Source organism: Rhodovulum sulfidophilum DSM 1374 (genome assembly GCF_001633165.1).
Classification (GTDB): Bacteria; Pseudomonadota; Alphaproteobacteria; order Rhodobacterales; family Rhodobacteraceae; genus Rhodovulum; species Rhodovulum sulfidophilum.
Window position 1 is genome coordinate 2,118,246 of sequence record NZ_CP015418.1, and the last position, 23,238, is coordinate 2,141,483.

General features: G+C 67.6%; 19 protein-coding genes, 2 tRNA genes and 1 pseudogene. 18 read left to right on the forward strand and 4 right to left on the reverse strand.

What is annotated here, in order from left to right:
* Positions 1–100: 100 nt before the first annotated feature.
* Complete coding sequence (locus A6W98_RS10030) at positions 101–1,672, reverse strand: bifunctional metallophosphatase/5'-nucleotidase (RefSeq protein WP_042461031.1); 1,572 nt, start codon at positions 1,670–1,672, stop codon at positions 101–103.
* Between the two features lie 108 nt (positions 1,673–1,780).
* Here A6W98_RS10030 and A6W98_RS10035 point away from each other — a divergent pair, with 108 nt between their 5' ends.
* The 3 genes from A6W98_RS10035 to arsC are packed head-to-tail and all read left to right on the forward strand — an operon-like array spanning position 1,781 to position 3,538.
* On the forward strand, positions 1,781–2,119 hold the full coding sequence (locus tag A6W98_RS10035) for a DUF952 domain-containing protein (RefSeq protein WP_042461034.1): 339 nt from the start codon (positions 1,781–1,783) through the stop codon (positions 2,117–2,119).
* Positions 2,116–3,174 (forward strand): quinone-dependent dihydroorotate dehydrogenase, encoded by a 1,059-nt coding sequence (locus A6W98_RS10040; protein WP_042461037.1) that lies wholly within the window; start codon positions 2,116–2,118, stop codon positions 3,172–3,174. The genes A6W98_RS10035 and A6W98_RS10040 overlap by 4 nt, the downstream gene beginning before the upstream one ends.
* Before the next feature lie 10 nt (positions 3,175–3,184).
* On the forward strand, positions 3,185–3,538 hold the full coding sequence (gene arsC, locus A6W98_RS10045; RefSeq protein ID WP_042461040.1) for an arsenate reductase (glutaredoxin): 354 nt from the start codon (positions 3,185–3,187) through the stop codon (positions 3,536–3,538).
* 48 nt (positions 3,539–3,586) lie between these two features.
* Here the strand turns inward: arsC and carA are convergent, their stop codons facing one another.
* Entirely contained in the window at positions 3,587–4,744 is a 1,158-nt protein-coding gene (carA, locus tag A6W98_RS10050) for a glutamine-hydrolyzing carbamoyl-phosphate synthase small subunit (RefSeq protein ID WP_042461043.1), read from the reverse strand.
* A 183-nt stretch (positions 4,745–4,927) separates the two neighbouring features.
* Between carA and A6W98_RS10055 the strand changes: the two genes are divergently transcribed.
* The gene (locus A6W98_RS10055; protein ID WP_042461046.1) at positions 4,928–5,386 is read left to right on the forward strand and encodes a GatB/YqeY domain-containing protein; all 459 of its coding nucleotides are present in this window, start codon (positions 4,928–4,930) and stop codon (positions 5,384–5,386) included.
* Between the two features lie 174 nt (positions 5,387–5,560).
* Positions 5,561–5,902, forward strand: a complete 342-nt coding sequence (locus tag A6W98_RS10060) for a hypothetical protein (RefSeq protein ID WP_042461049.1) — start codon at positions 5,561–5,563, stop codon at positions 5,900–5,902.
* Positions 5,903–5,936: 34 nt separating this feature from the next.
* Here the strand turns inward: A6W98_RS10060 and lipB are convergent, their stop codons facing one another.
* Positions 5,937–6,608 (reverse strand): lipoyl(octanoyl) transferase LipB, encoded by a 672-nt coding sequence (lipB, locus tag A6W98_RS10065; RefSeq protein ID WP_042461051.1) that lies wholly within the window; start codon positions 6,606–6,608, stop codon positions 5,937–5,939.
* A gap of 479 nt (positions 6,609–7,087) precedes the next feature.
* Between lipB and A6W98_RS10070 the strand changes: the two genes are divergently transcribed.
* A tRNA-Leu gene (locus A6W98_RS10070) sits at positions 7,088–7,174 on the forward strand.
* A 980-nt stretch (positions 7,175–8,154) separates the two neighbouring features.
* Here A6W98_RS10070 and A6W98_RS10075 read toward each other — a convergent pair.
* On the reverse strand, positions 8,155–9,198 hold the full coding sequence (locus A6W98_RS10075) for an ABC transporter substrate-binding protein (protein ID WP_042461054.1): 1,044 nt from the start codon (positions 9,196–9,198) through the stop codon (positions 8,155–8,157).
* Positions 9,199–9,331: 133 nt separating this feature from the next.
* On the opposite strand from A6W98_RS10075, the gene A6W98_RS10080 reads away from it, so the two are divergent.
* From A6W98_RS10080 to A6W98_RS10135, 12 genes and pseudogenes are all read left to right on the forward strand, one after another.
* Complete coding sequence (locus tag A6W98_RS10080; protein ID WP_231098256.1) at positions 9,332–9,853, forward strand: DinB family protein; 522 nt, start codon at positions 9,332–9,334, stop codon at positions 9,851–9,853.
* Positions 9,854–9,879: 26 nt separating this feature from the next.
* The gene (locus tag A6W98_RS10085; RefSeq protein WP_042461057.1) at positions 9,880–10,872 is read left to right on the forward strand and encodes an MDR family oxidoreductase; all 993 of its coding nucleotides are present in this window, start codon (positions 9,880–9,882) and stop codon (positions 10,870–10,872) included.
* Positions 10,873–11,202: 330 nt separating this feature from the next.
* On the forward strand, positions 11,203–11,646 hold the full coding sequence (locus tag A6W98_RS10090; protein ID WP_042461061.1) for a universal stress protein: 444 nt from the start codon (positions 11,203–11,205) through the stop codon (positions 11,644–11,646).
* A gap of 23 nt (positions 11,647–11,669) precedes the next feature.
* Complete coding sequence (locus tag A6W98_RS10095; protein WP_042461064.1) at positions 11,670–13,322, forward strand: BCCT family transporter; 1,653 nt, start codon at positions 11,670–11,672, stop codon at positions 13,320–13,322.
* A gap of 109 nt (positions 13,323–13,431) precedes the next feature.
* On the forward strand, positions 13,432–14,661 hold the full coding sequence (locus tag A6W98_RS10100; protein ID WP_042461067.1) for an aminotransferase class V-fold PLP-dependent enzyme: 1,230 nt from the start codon (positions 13,432–13,434) through the stop codon (positions 14,659–14,661).
* Between the two features lie 44 nt (positions 14,662–14,705).
* Entirely contained in the window at positions 14,706–16,127 is a 1,422-nt protein-coding gene (locus A6W98_RS10105; protein ID WP_042461070.1) for a cryptochrome/photolyase family protein, read from the forward strand.
* A 78-nt stretch (positions 16,128–16,205) separates the two neighbouring features.
* The gene (locus A6W98_RS10110; RefSeq protein ID WP_042461072.1) at positions 16,206–17,417 is read left to right on the forward strand and encodes an SAM-dependent methyltransferase; all 1,212 of its coding nucleotides are present in this window, start codon (positions 16,206–16,208) and stop codon (positions 17,415–17,417) included.
* Positions 17,418–17,626: 209 nt separating this feature from the next.
* Complete coding sequence (locus A6W98_RS10115; RefSeq protein WP_042461074.1) at positions 17,627–18,754, forward strand: NUDIX domain-containing protein; 1,128 nt, start codon at positions 17,627–17,629, stop codon at positions 18,752–18,754.
* Between the two features lie 56 nt (positions 18,755–18,810).
* A complete protein-coding gene (locus tag A6W98_RS10120) occupies positions 18,811–19,872 on the forward strand; it encodes a cysteine synthase A (RefSeq protein ID WP_042461077.1) in 1,062 nt (353 codons plus the stop codon).
* Positions 19,869–22,340 (forward strand): DUF3772 domain-containing protein, encoded by a 2,472-nt coding sequence (locus tag A6W98_RS10125; RefSeq protein WP_231098257.1) that lies wholly within the window; start codon positions 19,869–19,871, stop codon positions 22,338–22,340. Before A6W98_RS10120 ends, A6W98_RS10125 begins: the two co-directional genes overlap by 4 nt.
* 101 nt (positions 22,341–22,441) lie before the next feature.
* Positions 22,442–22,555, forward strand: a pseudogene (locus A6W98_RS20330) (alanyl-tRNA editing protein); the annotation flags it as partial.
* A 118-nt stretch (positions 22,556–22,673) separates the two neighbouring features.
* Positions 22,674–22,763, forward strand: a tRNA-Ser gene (locus A6W98_RS10135).
* The last annotated feature ends 475 nt before the right edge of the window (positions 22,764–23,238 follow it).

Here is a 23,238-nt window from a genome sequence, read left to right on the forward strand (position 1 = left end):
GGCGGGCGGGCTCGGCCCGTTGAACCCGTCACGGGCGGCAAGTTCAACCCGGAAGATCGCCAGGGGTACCCCCGGCCCCCGGGGGGAAGGCCCCGGGGGATCACTCGGCGGCGATGCGGCCGTCGGTCTCCGGTGCATAGGGCGTGTTCCGGGCCAGGTACTCGGCCGTGACATCGGCAAGGTCGGGGCCGAAATCATAGACCTCGCGGGCGTCGAGAAACATGGTGTAGCCGTCGCCCCCGTTCCGGACATAGTTGTTCGATACGAGTCCATAGCTCTTGTCGGGATCGAGGGGCTCCCAGTCGGTGCCCTCCTTCACCTCGACCTTGCGCAGCCGCTGGCCGGGCTCGGCGCCGGGGGCCCAGATGAACCGCAGCCCCGCGACCTGCGGGAAGCGGCCCGCGCCCTCTTCGGCCAGACCCAGCCCGTGCTCGAGCGCCGCGCGCAGCGTCGCGCCGCTGACATGGAAGGTCGACAGCGTGTTCCGGAACGGCAGAACCGTCAGCACCTCGCCCATCGTCACCGGCCCCTCGTCGATCGAGGCCCGCAGGCCGCCGCCATTCTGGATCGCGACCTGGATGCCCTGGCTGCGCACCCGGTCGAGCATCGCCTCGGCCACCAGATTGCCCATCGCGCATTCGCCCGCGCGGCAGGAGCCGCGATCGCCGTCGATCGGGGCCGTCGTCTCGGCCACCACGTTCTGGCGGATCTCTTCCAGCGGCTTGGCAAGCTCCGCGATGCGGGCCTTGATCTCCGCATCCTCGGCGACCGAGGCGTCGAGCAGGATCGGGTCGCCCCCGGCCGAGACCAGCCCGCCCGCATCGTCGAAAACCAGATCGACCCGGCCGAGATACCGGCCATAGGCATAGGCCTGCACGATGGCGGTCCGGCCCAGCATGGTCGGGTAGGGGCCAGCCGCCGCCGCATCGGTATTCGACAGCAGGGTATGGCTGTGGCCGCCGACGATCACGTCGATGCCGGTGGTTTCGGCCGCGATCCGCTTGTCGGTCTCATGGCCCGAATGGCTGAGCAGGACGATCTTGTCGATGCCCTCGGCGGTGAGGCGGTCGGCCTCGGCCTGCGCCGCCCCGACCGGATCGGTGAAGACGATATCGGGGCCGGGGCTCGCGAGGTCAGGATTGCCCTGCGGGGTGAGGCCGATCACGCCGATCCTCTCGCCCGCCACCTCGATCACCGTCGATTTGAGGATCGCGTCCCTCAGCAGCGGTTCGGCCGACAGATCGGCATTGGCCATCAAGAGCGGCATCGTCACCCGGGCGGCGAAATCGGCCAGCCCCTCGGGACCGTCGTCGAATTCGTGATTGCCGACGGCCATCGCGTCATAGCCCAGCCGGTTGACCATCTCGGCCACGGCCTTGCCCTTGTAATAGCTGTAGAACAGCGTGCCCTGGAACTGGTCGCCCGCATCCAGCAGCAGCATCGGCCCGCCCTCGGCCCGGGCGGCGGCGATGGCGGTCGCGAGCCGTGCCGTGCCGCCGAAACAGGCGCCGGCCAGGTTGTCTTCCTCGGGGCAGTCCGAATCGTATTTCGAGATCGGTTCCAGCCGGGCATGCACATCATTGGTGTGCAGCAGGGTCAGCGCGAAATCGGCCTGCGCCGTACCGGCCAGCAGCGCCAGCGCCGCTGCCGGGAAGAGGATGCGCATGGTCATCGGTCCGGGGCTCCATATGGTTGACGCGGGCCAGATTGGCGCGGTTCGGACGGGCTGTCAAAGCCCCCCGCGCTTGACCCGGGGCGCGGCAGGGGGCATGTCGGGCGCATGCTGATCTACAAGATTTTCCGACGCGCCGAATGGGATGCGCTCCGCGAGCGGGGCGCCAGTCGCGGCGCGCCGGTCGATCTGGCCGATGGCTTCATCCATCTCTCGACCGCCGGGCAGGTGGCCGGCACCGCCGAGAAGCACTTTGCGGGCGAAAGCGACCTGGTTCTGGTCGCGGTCGAGGCCGACAGGCTGGGGCCCGACCTGAAATGGGAACCCTCGCGCGGCGGCGCCCTGTTCCCGCATCTTTACCGTGAGCTCCGACTTGCCGATCTGGTCTGGGACAAGTCGCTGCCGCTGGGCGCGACCGGGCATATCTTTCCCGAGGGGGTGATATGACGCCGCTTGAACGGGTGGGGCTGGCGGTGTTTCACCGGATCGAGCCGGAACGCGCCCATGCGCTGTCGCTGACGGCGCTGCGGCGCGGGCTCGTGCCGCTGCCGGGGCAACTCACCAGCTCGCGGCTGGCCACCGATCTGGCCGGGCTTTCGCTGCCCAACCCGGTGGGGCTGGCGGCAGGTTACGACAAGAACGCGGTGGCGCTGGGACCGCTGATGCGGGCGGGCTTCGGCTTTCTCGAGGTCGGCGCCGCGACGCCCCGGCCGCAGCCCGGCAATCCGCGGCCGCGGCTGTTCCGGCTGATCGAGGACCGGGCCGCGATCAACCGCTTCGGCTTCAACAATGACGGCATGGAGGCGGTCCGCGCCCGGCTGGCGGCGCGGCCCGCAGGCGTGCCGGTGGGGCTGAACCTCGGCGCCAACAAGGACAGCCCCGACCGGGCGGCCGATTTCGCCACGGTGCTGCGGGCCTGCGGTGCGCATGTCGATTTCGCCACGGTCAATGTCTCGTCGCCCAATACCGAGAAGCTGCGCGATCTGCAGGGCCACGAGGCGCTGGCGGCGCTGCTGGCGGGGGTGATGGCGGCGCGGGCGGAACTTTCCCGCCCCGTTCCGGTTTTCCTCAAGATCGCGCCGGATCTGACCGATGCCGAGATCGACGACATTGCCGCCGTGGCGCTGGAGGCCGGGGTCTCGGGCATCGTCGCCACCAATACCACGCTGGCGCGGACCGGGCTGAAAAGCGCCGGGGCCGGGCAGGCGGGCGGGCTGTCTGGCGCGCCGCTCTTCGCGCGCTCGACCCGGGTTCTGGCCCGGCTGTCGGCCGCGACCGGCGGGCAATTGCCGCTGATCGGGGTGGGCGGCGTCGGTTCGGCCGAGGAGGCCTATGCCAAGATCCGCGCGGGCGCCTCGGCGCTGCAGCTTTATACCGCGCTGGTCTATGGCGGCATGAGCCTCGTGGGCGACATCGTCGAGGGGCTCGACCGGCTGCTGGCGCGGGACGGGTTCGCCCATGTCTCCGAGGCCGTGGGCACGGGACGAAAGGACTGGGAATGAGGGGCTGGGAATGACGGCGATCGCGATCTGGCACAATCCGCGCTGCTCGAAATCGCGCGCGGCTCTGGCGCTTCTGCAGGAGCGGGGCGTCGAGCCCCAGGTGCGGCGCTATCTCGAGGTGCCGCCGAACGAGAAGGAGCTGCGCGAGGTTCTCGACATGCTGGGCGGACCCGCCATCGGCATGATGCGGACCGGCGAGCCGCTATTCTCCGAGCTGGAGCTTGCCAGGGATGCGCCCGACGAGGTGCTGATCGCGGCCATGGCCGCGCATCCGAAGCTGATCGAGCGGCCGCTGGCGATGGCCGATGGCCGTGCCGTTCTGGGCCGCCCGCCCGAACGGGTGCTGGAGCTTCTGGAAGACTGAGGCCCGGGAATGGGCAGGGCAGGGGGGCCGGAGCCCCCGCCCGTCAGTTCAGGCCTGCTTGCGGTCGGCCATGGCGGCCGCGAAGCGTTCGAACAGGTAATAGCTGTCTTGCGGGCCCGGGCTCGCCTCGGGGTGATATTGCACCGAGAAGACCGGGCGGTCGGTCATGCGGATGCCGCAATTCGACCCGTCGAACAGCGAGACATGGGTTTCCTTGACGCCCTCGGGCAGGGTCTGGCTGTCGACGGTGAAGCCGTGATTCATCGAGGTGATCTCGACCTTGCCGGTCTCGAGATCCTTCACCGGGTGGTTGGCGCCGTGATGTCCGTGGTTCATCTTGACGGTCTTCGCCCCCAGCGCCAGGGCCAGCATCTGGTGCCCGAGGCAGATCCCGAACAGCGGCACGTCCTTGTCGAGGATCTTGCGGATCATCGGCACCGCGTATTCGCCGGTCGCCGCCGGATCGCCCGGACCGTTCGACAGGAACACGCCCTCGGGCTCGAGCGCCAGCACGTCCTCGGCACTGGCGCTGGCGGGCAGCACGGTCACGTCGCAGCCGGCCGAGGCCAGGCAGCGCAGGATGTTGCGCTTGGCGCCATAGTCTATGGCCACGACCCGGTGGCCGGGCTCGGTGCGTTTCGCGTGCCCCTCGGGCCAGCTCCAGCGCATCTCGTCCCAGCGATAGCTTTGCGCGCAGGTGACATCCTTGGCCAGGTCGAGCCCGACCAGGCCGGACCAGGCGCGCGCCTTGGCCACCAGCTTCTCGATGTCGAACTTGCCCTCGGGATCATGGGCCAGCGCCACATGCGGCGCGCCCTGCTGGCGGATCGCCCGGGTCAGCCGCCGGGTGTCGATGCCGCCGATGCCGATCCGGCCGCGCCGGGCCAGCCAGTCCTTCAGCGCATCGGCCGCGCGCCAGTTCGAGGGCTCGGTCGGGTCCCATTTCACCACCATGCCCGCGGCCACCGGATCGGCGGTCTCGTCATCGTCGGGATTGACGCCGACATTGCCGATATGGGGGAAGGTGAAGGTCACCACCTGACCCGCATAGGAAGGGTCGGTCATGATCTCCTGATAGCCGGTCATGGCGGTGTTGAAGCAGAGCTCGGCCACCGTCTCGCCCACGGCGCCGAAGCCATGGCCGTAGAAGACGGTCCCGTCGGCGAGGGTCAGGCAGGCGGTCGGGTGAGGCGTGGCGGCTGGCATCGGGATCTCCTGGGCGCTGGTCGGCCGGACACTAGGTCGAGGCCAAAGAAGAATCAAGAGCCAGCGGCAAAATGCAAAATGGTTTAAATTCAGTTATTTAGCGTCATATTGCCCGGGTTGTCAGGGTCCGGTCCTGCCCTTATCTTGCCCAACTTGACCTTGGCAAACGAGATGAGGCAGCCGATGGACCTACGCACCCGCATTTCTGCGGCGCTCAAGGCGGCGATGAAGGACAGGGAGGCGAACCGGCTCGGAACGCTGAGGCTGATCAATGCCGCGATCAAGGACCGCGACATCGCGGCCCGTACCGGCGATACCGAAGAGGGTGTGAGCGAGGCCGAGCTGCTGGCCATCCTCGCCCGCATGGTCAAGCAGCGACAGGAAAGCGCACGCGCCTATGAAGAGGGCGGGCGACTCGACCTGGCCGAACGCGAACGTGCCGAGATCGCCGTGATCGAGGAATATCTGCCGCGTCAGCTGACCGCGGACGAGGTCGACGAGGCAATCGGCACGGCGATCGTCGAGACCGAGGCCAATTCGATCCGCGACATGGGCCGGGTGATGGCGCAGCTGAAGGCCAGATATGCCGGCCGGATGGATTTCGCCGCCGTCGGCCCGATGGTGCGTCAGCGTCTGTCCTGACCGCGGGCGGCCGCGTCCTGTCAGGGCCCGTCTCTGCGGCCCCCCTTGCGTCGCGTGCGCGCATGGCCATCCGGAAAACGGCGTCGTAAGGGGAAAGGCAGGGGGCTGCATGCCCTTCCGCCCGGGCTCGAGGGCAGATAACGTGAAGACTTACACGGAGGCGGGGATCGGTCCATGCTGAGATACCTGAAGAATGTCAAACCCGAAGACTGGCCGGCGCTGTTGTTGCGCGCGGGCGCGCTGGCCTTGATCACGGTGCATCTGGTCACGTTTCTCTTCATCTACCAGCATCCGCTTTTCATCCTCACGGCGGTGGGGATGGGGCTGCTGCTCGCGCGAGAGATGTATGAGGACCTGTCGCAGCGCTTTTTCCGGCTGAAGGCCGAGGAATTCGAGCGCGAGCTGCAGGATCTGAAGGGCACCGCTCCGACCGCGGCCGAGGGCGGCCGGCGTTCGCTGCTTATCGAGGAAACCGGCGCGCTGAAGGATATCTCGGCCCGCGCCTTCAGGTCCTGACGGTTTCAGGGGCGCGCGCCGCGCGCCCCTCTGCCTAGGAGGCTTCGGGCGGCAGCGGCCCGAAGACCCGGTCGAAGCTGCGCCGCAGCGCGACATCGACATCGGCCATGGTGACCGGCAGCCCCAGATCGACCAGGCTGGTCACGCCATGGCCGCGGATGCCGCAGGGCACGATCCCGTCGAAATGCCCGAGATCCGGCTCGACATTGATCGAGAGCCCGTGGAAGCTGACCCAGCGCCGCAGTCGCACGCCGATGGCGGCGATCTTGTCCTCGCGCGGCGCGCCCGACGGCCCGGGCGGCAGATCGGGGCGCACCACCCAGACCCCGACCCGGCCCGCACGCCGCTCGCCCCGTACATTGAATTCGGCGAGGGTCTCGATCACCCATTGCTCCAGTTGCCAGACGAAGCGGCGCACGTCACGGCCGCGCCGCCCGACATCGAGCATGACATAGACCACCCTCTGGCCCGGCCCGTGATAGGTGAACTGGCCGCCGCGCCGGGTTTCGTAGACCGGAAACCGGCCCGGATCGGTAAGGTCTTCGGGCCGCGCCGAGGTGCCCGCGGTGTAGAGCGGCGGATGTTCGAGCAGCCAGATCGCCTCGCGGGCCTGTCCGGCCGCAATCTGCCCGGCTCTGGCCTCCATCGCGGCAACCGTTTCCTCGTAGGGTGAAAGTTCTTTTAATTCAAGCCATTCCGGCCCCATCTTCACGTCTTCCTTCTGTCGCGGCCAACCGCGCCCGTGCAGAATGCCCTGCCTTCGGGCGGGGGCGGCGCGTTCGTGCCAGTCAGGAGAGACATGTCGGCATGACGACGAAAGTTGCAATGCCCTGCCTTGCGGCGCCTCCGGCCCGCATTCTGCGCTGCGGTCGGCGATGTTCGTCAGGCCGCGGATCGGAAGCGGCGATGTCGCCCGGGCTGTCGGATTCGTGCGGATCTGTCTGCCGGTCGGCTTTCGTCTGGTGCCGGGGCGGCGCAGGCTGTGGTCATGGGAGCGGCGCCCGGCGGGCGGGCGAGGCCTTTCCGCATCCGTCCGGCGGGCGGCGAGAGGGGGGCTTTCGAGCCCGATTACGGGGCCTCGTGCTGCCCTGCCGTTGCGCCGCACCCGGCGGCAGAAAAAACGCGAAAATCCCCCTTCACATCCCCGATCCGACTCGTTATGAACCGCCGCACTACCAGACACGTGCGGTCGTGGCGGAATTGGTAGACGCGCAGCGTTGAGGTCGCTGTGGGGTAACTCCCGTGGAAGTTCGAGTCTTCTCGACCGCACCATAGTCCAAGCAAGATCAAGGCCTTACGGCTGTGTTTCGACGCAGTCCCCGATATGGTCCTCCATGGCGACGAGAGATGCCGGGGGATCTGGCGGCGTTGATTTCATGCTTCGCCCTTTTCAAGCCATGGCTGAATGTCCTCGAATCTCGCGAGCCTCACGTTCCAGCGTTTGATGCTGCGCCACTCGCCTCCGGCAGGGGCTATCCATCGGTGACAGGCGGATGTGCTGACCCCTAGCAAAGCGGGGGTATCCCTCGGTTTTTGGGGGGCGGCAGTGGCATTGTCCCGGCTGGATGGCCGAGGAAATTGTGGGGAAGAAAACGCGATTCACCGGAGCCCGGATCATCGGCCTCCTGCGGCAGGCGGGGAACACCGTCCTTGCCGAAAGGCGCGCCGGCGGATCGGCCTGTCATCAGCGCGTCCGGAAGATCTCTGTCGATGCCCTTGCACGGATCGCTTCATCTCCGAGGTCCCAAGCCGTGGCACGGAATTCCGGACAGTCTCACCGGGATATGTCAGTGGCACGCTCCTGGAATGAGCCGAGAGCAGGGGCATCGCCCTGACCCGCATCCATTCCGGCAGGCCCCGGCAGAACGCCTATGGTGAGCGCGGCAACCGGACGGTCCGGCGCAAATGACTGCCCTCTACAGGTTCGAAAGCATCCAATAGGTGTGGCAGGTAGCCACCGAGTGGCGCGGGTCCCAAGACACCAAACGTCCCAATATGGGCGCCGTCGCTTCCATTTACCGCCTGACGGCAGAATGCCGGATCGGGCCTGTGTCACCCCCGTTTTCGCCAGAGATGGCAGCGCCGCAACCGAGACGTAAAACCACCTGGGAAAAGGTTGGAGCCTGTCCGGAGGAACCGAACCAGCTCTCACGGGCCGGGATGGGGCGTGACACGAAGGCTCATGAAAAACGGCGCCCCCCGACTTGGGAGGCGCCGCCCGTTCGTTCTTAGGGTCCTGGTCGCGCGTGGCCTCAGAAGCCTGCCTTGATCTTCTCGAAGGCGGCCGATTGCTTCTCGCGCAGCTCGCCCGGCATCGGCAACTGGGCCAGCACCGGCACGTCGATCGGCCCGAGCCCGATCGCGGTCAGCGCCTCGTTTCCGATCGCGGCCATCGCCTTGGCATTCGCCTGGCCGTAGCCCGCATCGAGCAGGGCCTTGGTCGAGGAGGGGGCAAGCGTGGCATTGAGGAAGTCATAGGCCTTCTGTTCGGAGCCGGGGCCGTCCTTCAGGTCGACATAGCCGCAGACCCAGAGCGACGAGCCCTCCTTGGCCTCGCGCTGGAACCCGACCGGAAAGCCCTGATCGACCATGGTCGGCAAGGTCTCGTTCCAGGCCCAGGAGACCAGCACCTCGCCCGAGGCCAGCAGCTGCGCCAGCTCGGCCGGATCGGTCCAGTAGGTGCGCAGGTTCGGATGCACATCGCGCAGCCAGGCGACGGCGGCGTCGAACTGGGCATCGGTGACGGTGCTCCAGTTGGTGGTGCCGGTCGCCAGATAGGCCAGGGCGAAGGCGTCGTCGACATTGTCGGGCAGCGTCACCCGGCCCGCATATTCGGGGTTCTTGAACACGTCGAGCGAGGCCACGTCCCCGGCCGGGACGTCCTCGGTGTTGTAGGCGATGGCGGTCGAGCCGAAATCGGTCGGCACGAAATAGACCTCGGCGCCGGTATCGGCCACGTCGGTGCCCTTGAGATCGGCGTTGATATGTTCCCAGGCGGTGATCCTCGATGTGTCCCAGGGCTCGAGAATGCCGGATTCGATCCATTTCGTGACCGAGCCCGCGCAGATATGGCTGACATCGGTCCTGAAGCCCGAGCGCAGCTTCTGGAGCGCCTCCTCCTCGTCGCCGAAGAAGGTGAAGCTCGGCTCCTGGCCGTATTTTTCGGCGTAATCGGCATGGAAGGCCGGGATCTCGAAGCCGGAATAGTCGAAGACAAGCAGATCGGGGTCGGCGGCCCAGGCGGCGGACCCGGCGATCAGGGCCACGGTGCTGACGAGAATCGGGCGGATGGTCATGGGCTTCCCTCGCTTTGGGGGTTGGATCGGATTCACGCTAGTCGTGCGCCGGGCTCCGCTCAAGGGTATTGGCGGGGACTCGCCTCTGCCGCGCCGGTCTGCCACAAGGGGGCCCAGAGAAGAGGACGGACAGATGGGACAGGCAGTGGTCACGGTCGGGTGGTGCCGGCTGATGGCGCGATACAATCGCTGGCAGAACCGCGCGATGATGGAGGAGGTCGCCCGGCTTGACGCGGCCGAGCGCATGGCGCCGCGCGGGGCCCATTGGGGATCGATCCAGGGCACGATGGCGCATCTGCTCTGGGCCGATCATGTCTGGATGTCGCGGCTTGACGGCTGGGAGGCGCCGCATGCCCGTCTCGAGGACAGCGCCGGCTTCGTCGCCGACTGGTCGGAATACCGCTCGAAGCGGCAGATCACCGATGCCCGGATCAGCCGCTGGTCGCAGGGCCTGTCCGAGGCCGATCTCGCGGAGGATCTGTCCTGGTATTCGGGGGCGGCGGGGCGCGAGATGACCGTGCCGCGCGCGATCTGCATCGTTCACATGTTCAATCACCAGACTCATCACCGCGGCCAGATCAGTGCGATGCTGACGGCGGCCGGGGTGCTGACGGCCCCGACAGATCTGTTTCTGATGCCGGATCTCGTCGGTTAGGGAAAACCAGAAAGAGGGAAACAAGCATGTTCAAGGCGCTGGTCGTCGAGAAGGACGAAGAGGGCAAGACCCATGCCGCGGTGCAAAATCTTGACGAGGACCGTCTGCCCGAGGGCGATGTCACGGTCGCGGTCGAGTATTCGACGCTGAACTACAAGGACGGTCTGTGCCTGGGCTCGGGCGGCGGGCTGGTGCGTCAATGGCCGCATGTGCCGGGGATCGACTTTGCCGGGGTGGTCCAGCAAAGCGCCGATCCGCGCTACAAGCCCGGCGACCGGGTGGTGCTGACCGGCTGGCGCGTGGGCGAGGTGCATTGGGGCGGCTATGCCCAGCGGGCGCGGGTCAAGGCCGACTGGCTGGTGCCGCTGCCCGACGGGCTGTCGACCCATTCGGCGATGGCGGTCGGCACGGCGGGCATGGCCGCGATGCTGGCGGTGATCGCGCTGGAGGATCACGGGCTGAAGCCCGGCGACGGTCCGGTCCTGGTCACCGGCGCCTCGGGAGGCGTGGGCTCGGTGGCGACGGCGGTGCTGGCGAAGCTGGGCCATGAGGTGGCGGCGGTGACCGGCCGCCCCGGGTCCGAGGACTATCTGCGTGCCCTCGGGGCCAGCCAGGTCGTGCAGCGCGAGGACTTGTCCGAGGTGACGCGCAAGCCGCTCGAAAGCGAGCTCTGGGCCGGCTGCGTCGACCCGGTGGCGGGCGCGATGCTGGGCCGGGTCCTGAAGCAGATGAAATACGGTTCTTCGGTCGCGGCCGTGGGTCTTGCGGGCGGCGCGGCCATCGAGGGCGCGCTGATCACGCCCTTCATCCTGCGCGGGGTCAACCTTCTGGGCATCGACAGCGTGATGCAGCCCTACGAGGCCAGGCTGCGCGCCTGGAAGCGGATCGCGACGGACCTGCCGATGGACCGGCTCAAGGGCATGATCCGCAGCGCGACGCTGGAAGATCTGCCAGGGCTCGGCAAGGACATCCTGAAGGGGCAGGTGCAGGGCCGGGTCGTCGTCGACCTGAACGCCTGAGCCTCCCGGCCCGGGCTTGAAACACGGGCTTGAAACACGGGCTTGAAAAGGGGCGCGCCGCGAGGTCGCGCCCCTTTTTGTCTTTGGCAATCTGCTTTCTGATGGCGATCTGCTTACCCGCCCTAAGCGTCTCCTGAAAATATTTCCGTTTTTAAATCAGGGACATGGCGAAATACTGCCATGGCTTTCGCGGGCGTTGACGGCCGTTTTGGGGCGAAAGCTTGGTCTTTCTAACAAAAACTTCTAAGCTGTGCTCTGGTCCGGCGGTGGGCGGGGCAGGGCTCTGCCATGGGTGCCGCAGGGGGAAGAAGGGTCCATGAAGGAGGGTCCATGTTCAAGAAGATACTGGTGCCGGTCGATCTGGCCCATGCCGAGGCGCTGAAGCGTTCCTGCGACGTCGCGGGCGATCTTGCGCGGCATTACGGCATCGGCGTCACCTATGTCGCGGTGACCGCGCCGCAGCCCGGCCGGCTGGCGCGCTCGCCCGAGGAATACCGCAAGAAGCTCGAGGCCTTTGCCCGGGCCGAGGCCGAGACCCATGGTCACCTTGCCGATGCGCGGGTGATCGTCTGTTCGGACCCGGCCGCCGAGCTCGACGCGGCGCTGATGGACGCGCTGAAAGAGGTGGGCGCCGATCTGGTGGTGATGGCGAGCCATCTGCCGGGTGTGGCCGAGCGGATCTGGCCCTCGCATGGCGGCCGGCTGGCCGGTCATGCGCGGGTCTCGGTGCTGCTGGTGCGGCCCGAGAGCGGCTCCGCGGATAGCCGCTCCTGAGAATTCAAGCAGAAGGAACAAGTATGAGTGACCAGACAACGGAGCAGTTAACGGATCAGGGCATTCCCGCGCCGGAAGGCGAGGTGGACCTGATCGAGACGGATTACGAGATCGGTCAGGACAATATCGAAGGCAGTCTGGGACCGTTCGGTTTTGACATCCACAACCCGGTTTTCCTGGTATCTGGCCTGTGTATCATGGCCTTCGTGTTCTACGCGCTCGCGCTGCCCGAGCAGGCAGGAGCGGTATTCGGCTGGCTGAGGCCGTTCCTGACTTCGACCTTCGACTGGTTCTTTCTGAGCGCGGCCAATGTCTTCGTGCTGTTCTGTCTGGCGCTGATCGTGCTGCCGGTGGGGCGGGTCAGGCTGGGGGGCGCCGATGCGACGCCCGATTACAGCTATTCGGGCTGGTTCGCGATGCTGTTCGCCGCGGGCATGGGCATCGGTCTGATGTTCTTCGGCGTGCTCGAGCCGGTCTATCACATGGCGATCTCGCAGCCGCTCGGCACGCCGTCGCCCTTTGCCGCCGATGGCAGCCTGATCCCCGAGAATGTCGATGCGGCGCGCGAGATGGGGCTGGCCGCCACGATCTATCACTGGGGGCTGCACCCCTGGGCGATCTATGCCATCGTGGCGCTGGCGCTGGCGCTTTTCACCTATAACAAGGGGCTTCCGCTGACGATCCGGTCGGCCTTCTACCCGATCTTCGGCGAGAGGATCTGGGGGTGGACCGGCCATTTCATCGACATCCTTGCGGTCTTCGCCACGCTGTTCGGCCTGGCCACCTCGCTTGGTTTCGGGGCGCAGCAGGCCAATGCCGGTCTGAGCCATGTCTTCGGCGTGCCCGAGGATCTGACGGTGCAGATCCTGCTGATCACCGGCATCACCGCGATCGCGCTGATCTCGGTGCTGCGCGGGCTCGACGGCGGCGTCAAGGTGCTGTCCGAGATCAACATGATCGTCGCCGCGCTGCTGCTGGTCTTCGTGCTGGTGGCCGGGCCGACCGGCACCATCCTGACCGATTTCGGCGAGGGCATGCTGGCCTATGTCAGGGATCTGCCGGCGCTGTCGAACCCGTTCGGCCGGGAGGATACCGACTATCTGCAGGGCTGGACCGCCTTCTACTGGGCCTGGTGGATCTCCTGGTCGCCCTTCGTCGGCATGTTCATCGCCCGCGTCAGCCGTGGCCGTACGGTGCGGGAATTCGTGATCTGCGTGCTGGTGATCCCGAGCCTCGTCTGCGTGCTGTGGATGGCGGTCTTCGGCGGTGCGGCCATCGATCAGGTTCTGTCCGATCCGGCAGGCAGCGCGGTCAAGGCGCAGGTGATCGACGCTTACAACCCGCCGATGTCGCTCTTTGCGATGCTCGATGCGCTGCCCTGGGCGTCGATCACCTCGGTGATCGGGATCGTGCTGGTGATCGTGTTCTTCGTCACCTCGTCGGATTCGGGGTCGCTGGTGATCGACACGATCACCGCGGGCGGCAAGATCGACGCGCCGCTGCCCCAGCGGGTGTTCTGGTGCACCTTCGAGGGGGCGGTGGCCATCGTCCTCTTGGTCGGCGGCGGCCTGTCTGCGCTGCAGGCGATGGTGATCTCGACCGGGCTGCCCTTCACGCTGGTCCTGCTGGTCATGTGCTTCTCGATCTTCCGGGGACTGCAGACCGAGAGCCGCTAGCGGCGAATCTTCCGGGCCCTAGTCCGTAGGGCCCGGATTTCAAGGCGTTGCCTGGCCGCACCTGGCCGATTAGACAGGTTCCAACGGCCAGGCAGCATCTGGGTGGGCAATGGTTGCGCTCGATATCGAATTTGTTCGTAATCAGTTTCCTGCCTTCGGGTACAAGGATCTGCGCGACAAGGTGTTCTGCGAGAATGCGGGCGGCTCCTATGCCTGCCGCTATGTGATCTGGCGGCTGCATCGCTTCTACCAGGAACGAAAGGTCCAGCCCCATGGCGCCTTCGGCGTCTCGCGCCTGGCGGGCGAGGAGATGGACGAGGCCCATACCCGCCTTGCCGCGCATCTGGGCATCGGCCGGGACGAGCTGCATTTCGGCCCCTCGACCAGCGCCAATACCTATGTCCTGTCCCAGGCCTTCGGCGACTGGATCGGGGCAGGCCAGGCCATTGTCGTCACCGATCAGGATCACGAGGCCAATTCCGGCGTCTGGCGGCGGCTGGCGGCGCGCGGCATCGAGATCAGGGAATGGAAGGTCGATCCCGATACCGGGCATCTCGACCCCGAGCGGCTCGAGCCGCTGCTGGACGAGACCGTGCGGCTGGTCTGCTTTCCGCATGCCTCCAACATCCTCGGCGAGGTCAACGATGTCGCCCGCATCACCGCCATGGTGCGCCGGGCGGGCGCCTTCACCTGCGTCGACGGGGTCAGCTTCGCGCCGCACGGGCTGCCCGATCTGCCCGCGCTCGGGGCCGATATCTACCTGTTCTCGACCTACAAGACCTTCGGGCCGCATCAGGGGGTGATGCTGGTCCGGCGCGAACTGGCCTATCAGCTTCCCAACCAAGGCCATTGGTTCAACGGCGACGATGCCGTGCGCCGGTTCGATCCGGCCGGGCCCGATCACGCGCAGGTGGCGGCCACGGCCGGGATTTCGGACTATATCGACGCGCTTTACGATCACCATGTCCGGGGCGGGCGCGATGCCCATGCCCGGGCCGGGATCGTGGCCGGCATGATCCGGGCGCAGGAGACCCGGGTGCTGGAGCCGCTGCTCGATTATCTCGCGACCCGGCCGGACTTGCGCGTGCTGGGGCCGCGGGCGGCGGGGCCGACGCGGTTGCCGACGGTGTCGATCGCGCTGGACCGCTCGGCGGCCGAGGTTGCCGGGCGTCTGGCGGCGCGCGGCGTGCTGGCCGGAGGCGGGCATTTCTACGCCCAGCGGCTGCTCGGGGCGATGGGGATCGACCCCAGGCAGGGCGTGCTGCGGCTGAGCCTGCTGCATTACACTCTCCCCGAGGAGGTTGACCGCCTGATCGCCGCGCTAGATTCGGAACTCTAGGACCCGCAGCGTGGCGGGCCTTCAAGGGGACATGGCAAAACCGGATGTCAGACCAAGCGCCCGTGATCTGGTGGGTCCGTCGCGACCTGCGCCTCGGCGACAACGCCGCGCTTGCCGCGGCGGCGGGGTCGGGGCGGCCGGTGGTGCCGCTCTTCATCCATGACGAAACCGTCGAGGCGCTTGGCGCGGCGGCGAAATGGCGGCTGGGCGAGGGCGTTGCGGCTTTCGCCCGGGCTCTGGGCGCGCGCGGCTCGCGGCTGATCCTGCGCCGGGGCGCCGCGCCGGGCGTGCTGCGCGCGGTGGCGGCCGAGACCGGTGCCGCCGCGATCGTCCGGAGCCGCGCCTACGACCCGCTCGGGCGTGACAGCGACAAGGCGGTGGAGGACGGGCTTGTCGGGACCGGGATCGAACTGCGCGCGGTTGCCGGGTCTCTGCTGTTCGAGCCCTGGACGGTCGAGACCGGGCAGGGCGGCTTCTACAAGGTCTATACGCCCTACTGGAAGGCGGTGCGCGACCGCGACCTGCCCGAGCCCGCGCCTGCGCCGGGGCTGATCCCGCGGCCCGATTTCTGGCCCGCCTCCGACGAGATCGAGGACTGGCGGATGGGGGCGGCGCTTGGCCGGGGGGCGGCCGTGCTGGCGCGTCATGCCTCGGTCGGCGAGGAGGCGGCGCAGGGGCGGCTGGGTGCCTTCGCGGCGCAGAAGATCGCCGATTACGCCGAGCGGCGCGATTTTCCGGCGGCCGGGGCCACCTCGCGCCTGTCCGAGCATCTGAGCTGGGGCGAGATTTCCCCGCGCAGCTGCTGGCATGCGGGGCTGCGGGCGATGGAGGCGGGCAAGGCCGGGGCCGAGACCTTTCTCAAGGAACTCGTCTGGCGCGAATTCGCCTGGCATCTGCTCTGGCACAGTCCGCATATCGCCGAGCGGAACTGGCGCGAGGGCTGGGACGATTTCCCCTGGTCCACGGATGGCGACAGCCCCGAGGCCACCGCTTGGAAGCGCGGCCGCACCGGCATCCCCTTCGTCGATGCCGCGATGCGCGAGATGTATGTGACCGGCACCATGCATAACCGCGCCCGGATGGTCGCGGCCTCCTGGCTGACAAAGAACCTGATGACCCATTGGCGGGTGGGCATGGAATGGTTTGCCGATCACCTGACCGACTGGGACCCGGCCTCGAATGCGATGGGCTGGCAATGGGTGGCCGGATCGGGCCCCGATGCCGCGCCCTATTTCCGGATCTTCAATCCCGAGACGCAGGCGGCGAAATTCGACCCCGACGGCGCCTATCGCGATGCCTGGATCGCCGAGGGGCGGCAGAGCCCGGGCCAGGGCGCGCGGGACTATTTCGACGCGGTGCCGCGCGCCTGGGGGCTGTCGCCCGACGCCGCCTATCCGGCCCCGGCGGTGACGCCCGAGGCCGGGCGCCGCCGCGCGCTGGCGGCCTATCAGGCGCGGGAGGGCTAGGCCGTTGCACGGCCGCGCGCGATCTGCACAATCGCATGGCACGAACGACAAGAACCATAAGGGAACGAGGGAGCCAGGATGACTGTCCTGACGAGTACGAGAGGGCAGGCCGACCTGCCGCGCTATTTCACACAGGTCTTCGACATCGCCGGGCGCATGGGCCACGGTCGGCTCGACTTCGTGCTGCCCGACGGGCGGCGCTTTCGCGCCGAGGGGCGCGGCGCCGGCCCGGTGGCCCAGCTCGATATCCACGATGCCGACGTCTTCGCCCGGCTGATCCGCGAGGGCGATCTGGGCTTTTGCGAAGCCTATGTCGAGGGCGGCTGGTCCACCCCCGACCTGATGGCCTTCATGGATCTCGTCCATGCCGATAACGACGAACTCTTCGACGGGTTCCCCGGCCTCGGGCTGCTCCGCGCCTATGAGCGGCTGCGGTTCTGGCTGCAGAGCAATTCGAAGACCCAGGCGCGCAAGAACATCTCGCACCATTACGACCTCGGAAACGAGTTCTACGGGCTCTGGCTCGACGAGACGATGACCTATTCCTCGGCGCTGTTCCGCACCGGGCAAGAAAGCCTCGAGGCCGCGCAGGAGCTGAAATATGCCGCCATGGTCGACCAGATGGGGGTGGCGCCGGGCGATCACGTCTTGGAAATCGGCTGCGGCTGGGGCGGCTTCGCCGAATATGCTGCCGGACAGCGGGGCCTCAAGGTCACCGGGCTGACCATCAGCCGCGAACAGCACGACTATGCGGTGGCGCGGATCGCCAGGGCCGGGCTGGCCGACCGGGTCGAGATCAAGCTGCAGGATTACCGCGACGAGACCGGGCGCTATGACGGCATCGCCTCGATCGAGATGTTCGAGGCGGTGGGCGAGAAATACTGGCCGACCTATTTCCGCCAGGTGAATGATTGTCTCAAGCCCGGCGGGCAGGCCACGCTGCAGGTCATCACCGTGCAGGAACGCCGCTACGAGATTTACCGCAAGGGCGTCGATTTCATCCAGAAATACATCTTCCCGGGCGGCATGCTGCCCAGCCCCGGCGTCCTGCGCGCCCAGGCCAGTGCGGCCGGGCTCGAGATCCGGCGCTCGATGGAATTCGGCGAAAGCTATGCGCTGACGCTCCGGCGCTGGCACGAGACCTTCAACGACCGCTGGGACGAGGTCGCGCGGCTGGGCTTCGATGCGCGGTTCCGGCGCATGTGGAACCTCTATCTCGCGTCTTGCGCGGCCACCTTCCACAGCGGAAACTGCGACGTGACCCAGTTGACAGTCGCACGGCCCGCCTGACCCATGCCCATTGCCGCCAAGCCCGTCGCATGCCGTCCTTGCGGAGGGCTGGCCCAGGCCGTTCCGGCGGGCCGGATCGGGCTTGCGGGCGGCTACGGGCCGTGGCTTGGCGTCTTGCTTGCGGTCATCGGCCTCCTGCCGGTCGGTCGCGGTCCGGCCGGGTTGGCGGCCGGGGCCATCTCACATTTCTGGAGCTGAAGGACACGAACATGGAACGCATGTTCCTTTACGGCACTTTGTGCCATCTGCCGCTTTTGGCGCGGGTGCTGAACCGCCCCGCCGGTACGCTGGACACCCTTCCCGCGCGGCTGCCGGATCATGCCGTGCGGCTGGCCGGGGGCGAGGGCTTTCCGCTGATCCTGCCCGAGCCCGGCACGGAGGCCGAGGGGCTTCTGGTCAGTGGGCTGACGACGGAGGATCGGGCGCGGCTTGACTATTACGAGGGCGGCTACGGCTTCGCCCACGACGAGGTGACGGTCGAGACCGCCGCGGGGCCGGTCGCGGCCGGGATCTATGCCCGGGCCCGGTCGGGGCGCGCGCCCACCGAGGCCTGGGATCCGGACGCCTGGCGCGCGCGCTGGGGCGATCTGGTGACCGAGGCCGCGGGCGAGGTGATGCTGGGCTATCCTGACCGCCCGCCCGAGGTGAACGCCCGGCGCGACCGGATGATGCTGGCCCGCGCCGCCTCGACGCTGCGGGCGCGCGCGCCGGGCCCCGCCAGCTTGCGCAAACCGACCCGGCCGGGCGATGTCGTCGAGACCGGGCGGGTCCAGCCCTATGCCAATTTCTTCGCGGTCGAGGAATATACCTTCCGCCATACCCGTTTCGACGGGCGGATGAGCGATCAGATGGTCCGCGCGGCCTTCCTGACCGGCGATGCCGCGACCGTGCTGCCCTACGATCCGGTTCGCGACGCCGTGCTGCTGATCGAGCAGCTGCGCGTCGGGCCCTATGCGCGGGGCGACAGCCAGGTCTGGTCGGTCGAGGCCATTGCCGGGCTGATCGACCCGGGCGAGAGCCCCGAGGAGACGGTGCGCCGCGAGGCGGTCGAGGAGGCGGGGCTTACGCTGGGGGCGCTGCATCGCTGCTATGGCTATTATCCCTCGCCCGGGGCCAAGGCCGAATACGTCTATTCCTTCGTCGGCGAGGCGGATCTGGGCGCCGAGGCGGGCGGGCTTGGCGGGCTTGCGGCCGAGGGCGAGGATATCCGCGGCCATGTCGTGGCGTTCGACCGGGCAATGGAACTGATCGGAACCGGCGAGATCGGCAATGCCCCGCTCATCCTGTCGCTGCTCTGGCTTGCACGTCACCGTGAGACGAACCAGCGCCTGGCTTGAGTTCGCAGCGGGGCGCCAGTAGCAATGACGAAACTGGCTGGCAGAGGGAGACCCACATGGCGGCGATACGGAGCGATCTGGCCGATCTGATCGGCAATACGCCGCTGGTGCGCCTGAAAGGGCCGTCCGAGGCGACCGGCTGCGAGATCCTCGGCAAGGCCGAGTTCATGAATCCGGGCCAGTCGGTCAAGGACCGGGCTGCGCTGTCGATCATCCGCGACGCGGTGGCCCGCGGCGCGCTGGCCCCGGGCGGCACCATCGTCGAGGGCACCGCGGGCAATACCGGCATCGGGCTGGCGTTGGTCGGCGCCTCGATGGGGTTCCGGACCGTCATCGTGATCCCCGAGACCCAAAGCCGCGAGAAGAAGGACATGCTGCGCCTGGCCGGGGCCGAGCTGGTCGAGGTGCCCGCGAAACCCTATCGCGACCCCGACAATTACGTCCGCTATTCGGGCCGTCTGGCCGAGGCGCTGGCGAAGACCGAGCCCAATGGCGCGATCTGGGCCAACCAGTTCGACAATACCGCCAACCGGCAGGCCCATGCCGAGGGCACCGGCCCCGAGATCTGGGAGCAGACCGGCGGCCGGGTCGACGGCTTCATCTGTGCGGTCGGTTCGGGCGGCACGCTGGCGGGCACGGCGATGGCGCTGCAGCCCAAAGGCGTGAAGATCGGGCTGGCCGATCCGCATGGTGCCGCGCTTTACAGCCATTACACCACCGGCGAGATGAAATCCGAGGGCTCCTCGATCACCGAGGGGATCGGGCAGGGCCGGATCACCGCCAATCTCGAGGGGCTCGCGCCCGATTTCTGCTGCCGGATCGGCGATGACGAGGCGCTGCCGGTGCTGTTCGACCTGCTGGCGGAGGAGGGGCTCTGCCTCGGCGGCTCGTCGGGGGTGAATGTGGCGGGGGCGATGCGGATGGCGCGCGAGATGGGCCCCGGCCATGTCATCGTCACCGTGCTGTGCGATTATGGCACGCGGTACCAGTCGAAGCTGTTCGATCCGGACTTCCTTCGCGGCAAGGGCCTGCCGGTCCCGCCCTGGATGGACCGCGCTGCCATGAGAAACGACGGCAATGGATGCAGGCCTGCGCTGCCGGAGGTATTCGCCGGATGAAGACCCGTTTTCTGGCCGTTCTGCTGCTGGCCATGGCCGCAGCCGTGTTTTCGCATGGCGGCGCGGCCCCCGCCTTCGCCCAGGCCCAGAGCCAGCAGGAAGGGATCGACTACGCCCAGTGGGACAGGGATGCCTCGCGCGCCGAGAAGGTGCTTGCCGAGGGCAAGGCCACGACGCCTGCCTTCGACACGTTGCGCAGCGAGCTGGTCGACTGGCGCACGCGCTTTCTCGACGCGCAGAACATCAACTCGTCCCGGATCAAGACCCTGCGCGACCAGATCTCGGCCCTGGGCGATCCGCCCGCCGAGGGCGAGAGCGAACCCAAGGAGATCGCCCAGCGCCGGGCCGAGCTGACCAAGCAGCTCAACCAGGCGCAGGCGCCGAGCCTGAAGGCGGTCGAGGCCTATAGCCGGGCCGACGGGCTGATCCGCGAAATCGACCAGACCATCCGCGAGCGCCAGGCCGATCAGCTTCTGAAGCTCGGCCCCTCGCCGGTGAACCCGGTGAACTGGCCTGCCGGTCTGATCGCGATCCGCGGCACGCTTGTCGAGGTCGGCAACGAGATCGCGGCGAACTGGGACAACCCGAATGCACGCGCCTCGCTGCGCAGCGGATTGCCGGTCACGCTGCTGTTTCTGACCCTGGCCGGGCTCTTGACGGTGCGCGGCCGCCGCTGGATGGAGATCTTGTCGGATTTCCTCGCCCAGCGCGGCCGGGGCAGGGGACGGACGCTGTTTTCCGGCATCGCCTCGCTCGGTCAGATCGTGGTGCCGACGCTCGGTATCGTGCTGCTGGCGGGGGCGCTGAAATCCTCGGCGATGCTCGGGCTGCGCAGCGAGCGGCTGGTGCAGATGCTGCCGATGCTCGGGCTCACGGTCTTCACCGCGGGCTGGCTTGGCGGACGGGTCTTCGCCCAGCTGGGCGTCAGCCATGCGATCCTGACCCTGCCGCCCGAGCGCCGGTCCGAGGGACGGTTCAATTCCTGGATCCTCGGGCTGATCCTGGCGCTGGCGATGCTGGCGCGGGAGGCGGGCAAGGTCGAGGAATACCCGGCCGAGGCGGTGGCGGTGCTGACCTTCCCGATCCTGCTTCTGGCCGGGCTGATGCTGTCCCGAATGGGGCAGCTTCTGCTGGTCCATGTCCGCGCCGATACGGCCGAGGGGCCGGAAGAGCGGTCCTACCGCAACCGCGTCGCCGCCTTCTTCGGCCGCGCCGCGATCGGGGCCGGGCTGATCGGGCCCCTGCTGGGGGCGGTGGGCTATGCCGAGGCGGGCGATTTCTTCGTCTATCCCTCGATCCTGACGCTGGCGCTGGTCGGGTTCCTGCTGCTGCTGCAACGCTTCGTGACGGATATCTACGCCGTCCTGATGGGCCGCGATGTCGAGGACCCCGAGAATGGCGGCGATCTGATCCCGGTGCTGATCGGGATGATCCTCGCGCTGCTGGCGCTTCCGGTTCTGGCGCTGATCTGGGGCGCCCGGGTGGCCGATCTGACGGAACTCTGGGCGCGCTTCACCGCCGGATACAGCATCGGCGGCACCCGGATCTCGCCCACCAGCTTCCTGACCTTCGTCGTGGTCTTCACGCTGGGCTATGCGCTGACCCGGCTGCTGCAGGGGATGCTGCGCTCGACCGTGCTGCCCAAGACCAAGATCGATCCGGGCGGCCAGACCGCGCTGATCTCGGGCGTGGGCTATATCGGGATCTTCCTCGCCGGGGTGGTGTCGGTGACGACCGCGGGCATCGATCTCAGCTCGCTGGCCATCGTCGCAGGCGCGCTATCGGTCGGCATCGGCTTCGGGCTGCAGACCATCGTGCAGAACTTCGTCTCGGGCATCATCCTGCTGATCGAGCGGCCCGTCAGCCAGGGCGACTGGATCGAGGTCGGCGGCGTGATGGGCATCGTCAAGGACATCTCGGTCCGCTCGACCCGGATCCAGACCTTCGACCGCACCGACGTGATCGTGCCCAATGCCGATCTCATCGCCGGGCAGGTCACCAACTGGACCCGGCAGAACCTGACCGGGCGGGTGATCCTCAAGGTCGGCGTCGCCTATGGCAGCGACACCCGCCAGGTCGAGAAGATCCTGATGGAAATCGGCGAGAGCCACCCGCTGGTGATGGTCAATCCCGCGCCTCTGGTCGTGTTCCAGGGCTTCGGCCCCGATGCGCTGGAATTCGAGCTGAGGGTCATTCTGCGCGACATCAATTACGGGCTGTCGGTGCGCACCGAGCTCAACCACGAGATCGCCCGCCGCTTCGCCGAGGAGGGCTTCGAGATCCCCTTCGCCCAGCGCGACATCTGGCTGCGCAATCCTGAAACCCTGGGCGACCGGCCCGCGGCTCGGACCCAGCAGGCGCCGGGCCCGTTCCTGCCGCGCCAGAGCGCCGAGCCGCAGCCCGAGCCGCTTGACGATCTCGGCGGCGATGCCGATGGCGATGGCGATGGAGGAGACGGACCCCGATGACGGATCCGCTTTACCGCAGCGATCCCTATCTGAGAGAGGCCGCCGCCTTGGTGACGGCCCATGCCGATGGCGGCGTGCTGCTGTCGGCGCCGTTGTTTTATCCGCGCGGCGGCACCCATGTCGCGCGGACCGGCGAGATCGGCCCGGTCCGGATCGGCAAGATCGAGAAAAAGGGCCGCCGGAACCGCCGGGTGACGGTGCTTCTCGGCGCGTAGCGCTGGGTTCGGCTCGGGCTTGGTTCCGGCCCGTGCCGGAGCGTCGCGGGCAAGGTCTCGCGGAAGGTTCAAACTCCTCTTGCATCGCGCCCCCGGCCGAGGGTAGACACCCGGTCACGGAGAGGTGGCCGAGTGGTCGAAGGCGCACGCCTGGAACGCGTGTAGGCGGGGAACCGTCTCCAGGGTTCGAATCCCTGTCTCTCCGCCACTTGCCCTCGCGAAAGCGTTCTCCCGATCCGGCTGCGGCCGGATTTTATCGTTGTTTTCGAGGGTTATGCGGGACGGGCTGAGCACTGGCATCTGCACCAGGGGGCCGGGGATCGGTCTCTAAGGGCCAGTATTCTCCAGACCTCATGACTGCGCCAATTTGGTGAATAGCTTGCAACTATCAGAAATATATATCTTTTTACGGCGCCCCACCTGAACACTTCGATGTCAGCGGCGCTCGTGAAAAGGAACCCGGATCGAACATTCAACAGGCGGATCATAGCCTTGCTGCGCTGGATCAATCAGTGGGAAGAGCCGGCGTCCTCACCTTCTCTCACGTGTGCCGAAGCCTCGTTTTCACCGAGTTCGAGCGTGTCACCAACAGCCACCAGCCATTCTGCACGGCGGTCGGCGGCCACGGAGACCTGTTCGGGTTTACGCAGGGCACACTCCCAAATCGTCGCCACGCGCCACCC

Excerpts from the sequence above, each read along its gene's own strand:
- A6W98_RS10030 (WP_042461031.1), bottom strand. The coding sequence starts at position 1,672 with ATGACCATGCGCATCCTCTTCCCGGCAGCGGCGCTGGCGCTGCTGGCC.
- A6W98_RS10035 (WP_042461034.1), top strand. The coding sequence starts at position 1,781 with ATGCTGATCTACAAGATTTTCCGACGCGCCGAATGGGATGCGCTCCGC.
- A6W98_RS10040 (WP_042461037.1), top strand. The coding sequence starts at position 2,116 with ATGACGCCGCTTGAACGGGTGGGGCTGGCGGTGTTTCACCGGATCGAG.
- arsC (WP_042461040.1), top strand. The coding sequence starts at position 3,185 with ATGACGGCGATCGCGATCTGGCACAATCCGCGCTGCTCGAAATCGCGC.
- carA (WP_042461043.1), bottom strand. The coding sequence starts at position 4,744 with ATGCCAGCCGCCACGCCTCACCCGACCGCCTGCCTGACCCTCGCCGAC.
- A6W98_RS10055 (WP_042461046.1), top strand. The coding sequence starts at position 4,928 with ATGGACCTACGCACCCGCATTTCTGCGGCGCTCAAGGCGGCGATGAAG.
- A6W98_RS10060 (WP_042461049.1), top strand. The coding sequence starts at position 5,561 with ATGCTGAGATACCTGAAGAATGTCAAACCCGAAGACTGGCCGGCGCTG.
- lipB (WP_042461051.1), bottom strand. The coding sequence starts at position 6,608 with ATGGGGCCGGAATGGCTTGAATTAAAAGAACTTTCACCCTACGAGGAA.
- A6W98_RS10075 (WP_042461054.1), bottom strand. The coding sequence starts at position 9,198 with ATGACCATCCGCCCGATTCTCGTCAGCACCGTGGCCCTGATCGCCGGG.
- A6W98_RS10080 (WP_231098256.1), top strand. The coding sequence starts at position 9,332 with ATGGGACAGGCAGTGGTCACGGTCGGGTGGTGCCGGCTGATGGCGCGA.
- A6W98_RS10085 (WP_042461057.1), top strand. The coding sequence starts at position 9,880 with ATGTTCAAGGCGCTGGTCGTCGAGAAGGACGAAGAGGGCAAGACCCAT.
- A6W98_RS10090 (WP_042461061.1), top strand. The coding sequence starts at position 11,203 with ATGTTCAAGAAGATACTGGTGCCGGTCGATCTGGCCCATGCCGAGGCG.
- A6W98_RS10095 (WP_042461064.1), top strand. The coding sequence starts at position 11,670 with ATGAGTGACCAGACAACGGAGCAGTTAACGGATCAGGGCATTCCCGCG.
- A6W98_RS10100 (WP_042461067.1), top strand. The coding sequence starts at position 13,432 with ATGGTTGCGCTCGATATCGAATTTGTTCGTAATCAGTTTCCTGCCTTC.
- A6W98_RS10105 (WP_042461070.1), top strand. The coding sequence starts at position 14,706 with ATGTCAGACCAAGCGCCCGTGATCTGGTGGGTCCGTCGCGACCTGCGC.
- A6W98_RS10110 (WP_042461072.1), top strand. The coding sequence starts at position 16,206 with ATGACTGTCCTGACGAGTACGAGAGGGCAGGCCGACCTGCCGCGCTAT.
- A6W98_RS10115 (WP_042461074.1), top strand. The coding sequence starts at position 17,627 with ATGGAACGCATGTTCCTTTACGGCACTTTGTGCCATCTGCCGCTTTTG.
- A6W98_RS10120 (WP_042461077.1), top strand. The coding sequence starts at position 18,811 with ATGGCGGCGATACGGAGCGATCTGGCCGATCTGATCGGCAATACGCCG.
- A6W98_RS10125 (WP_231098257.1), top strand. The coding sequence starts at position 19,869 with ATGAAGACCCGTTTTCTGGCCGTTCTGCTGCTGGCCATGGCCGCAGCC.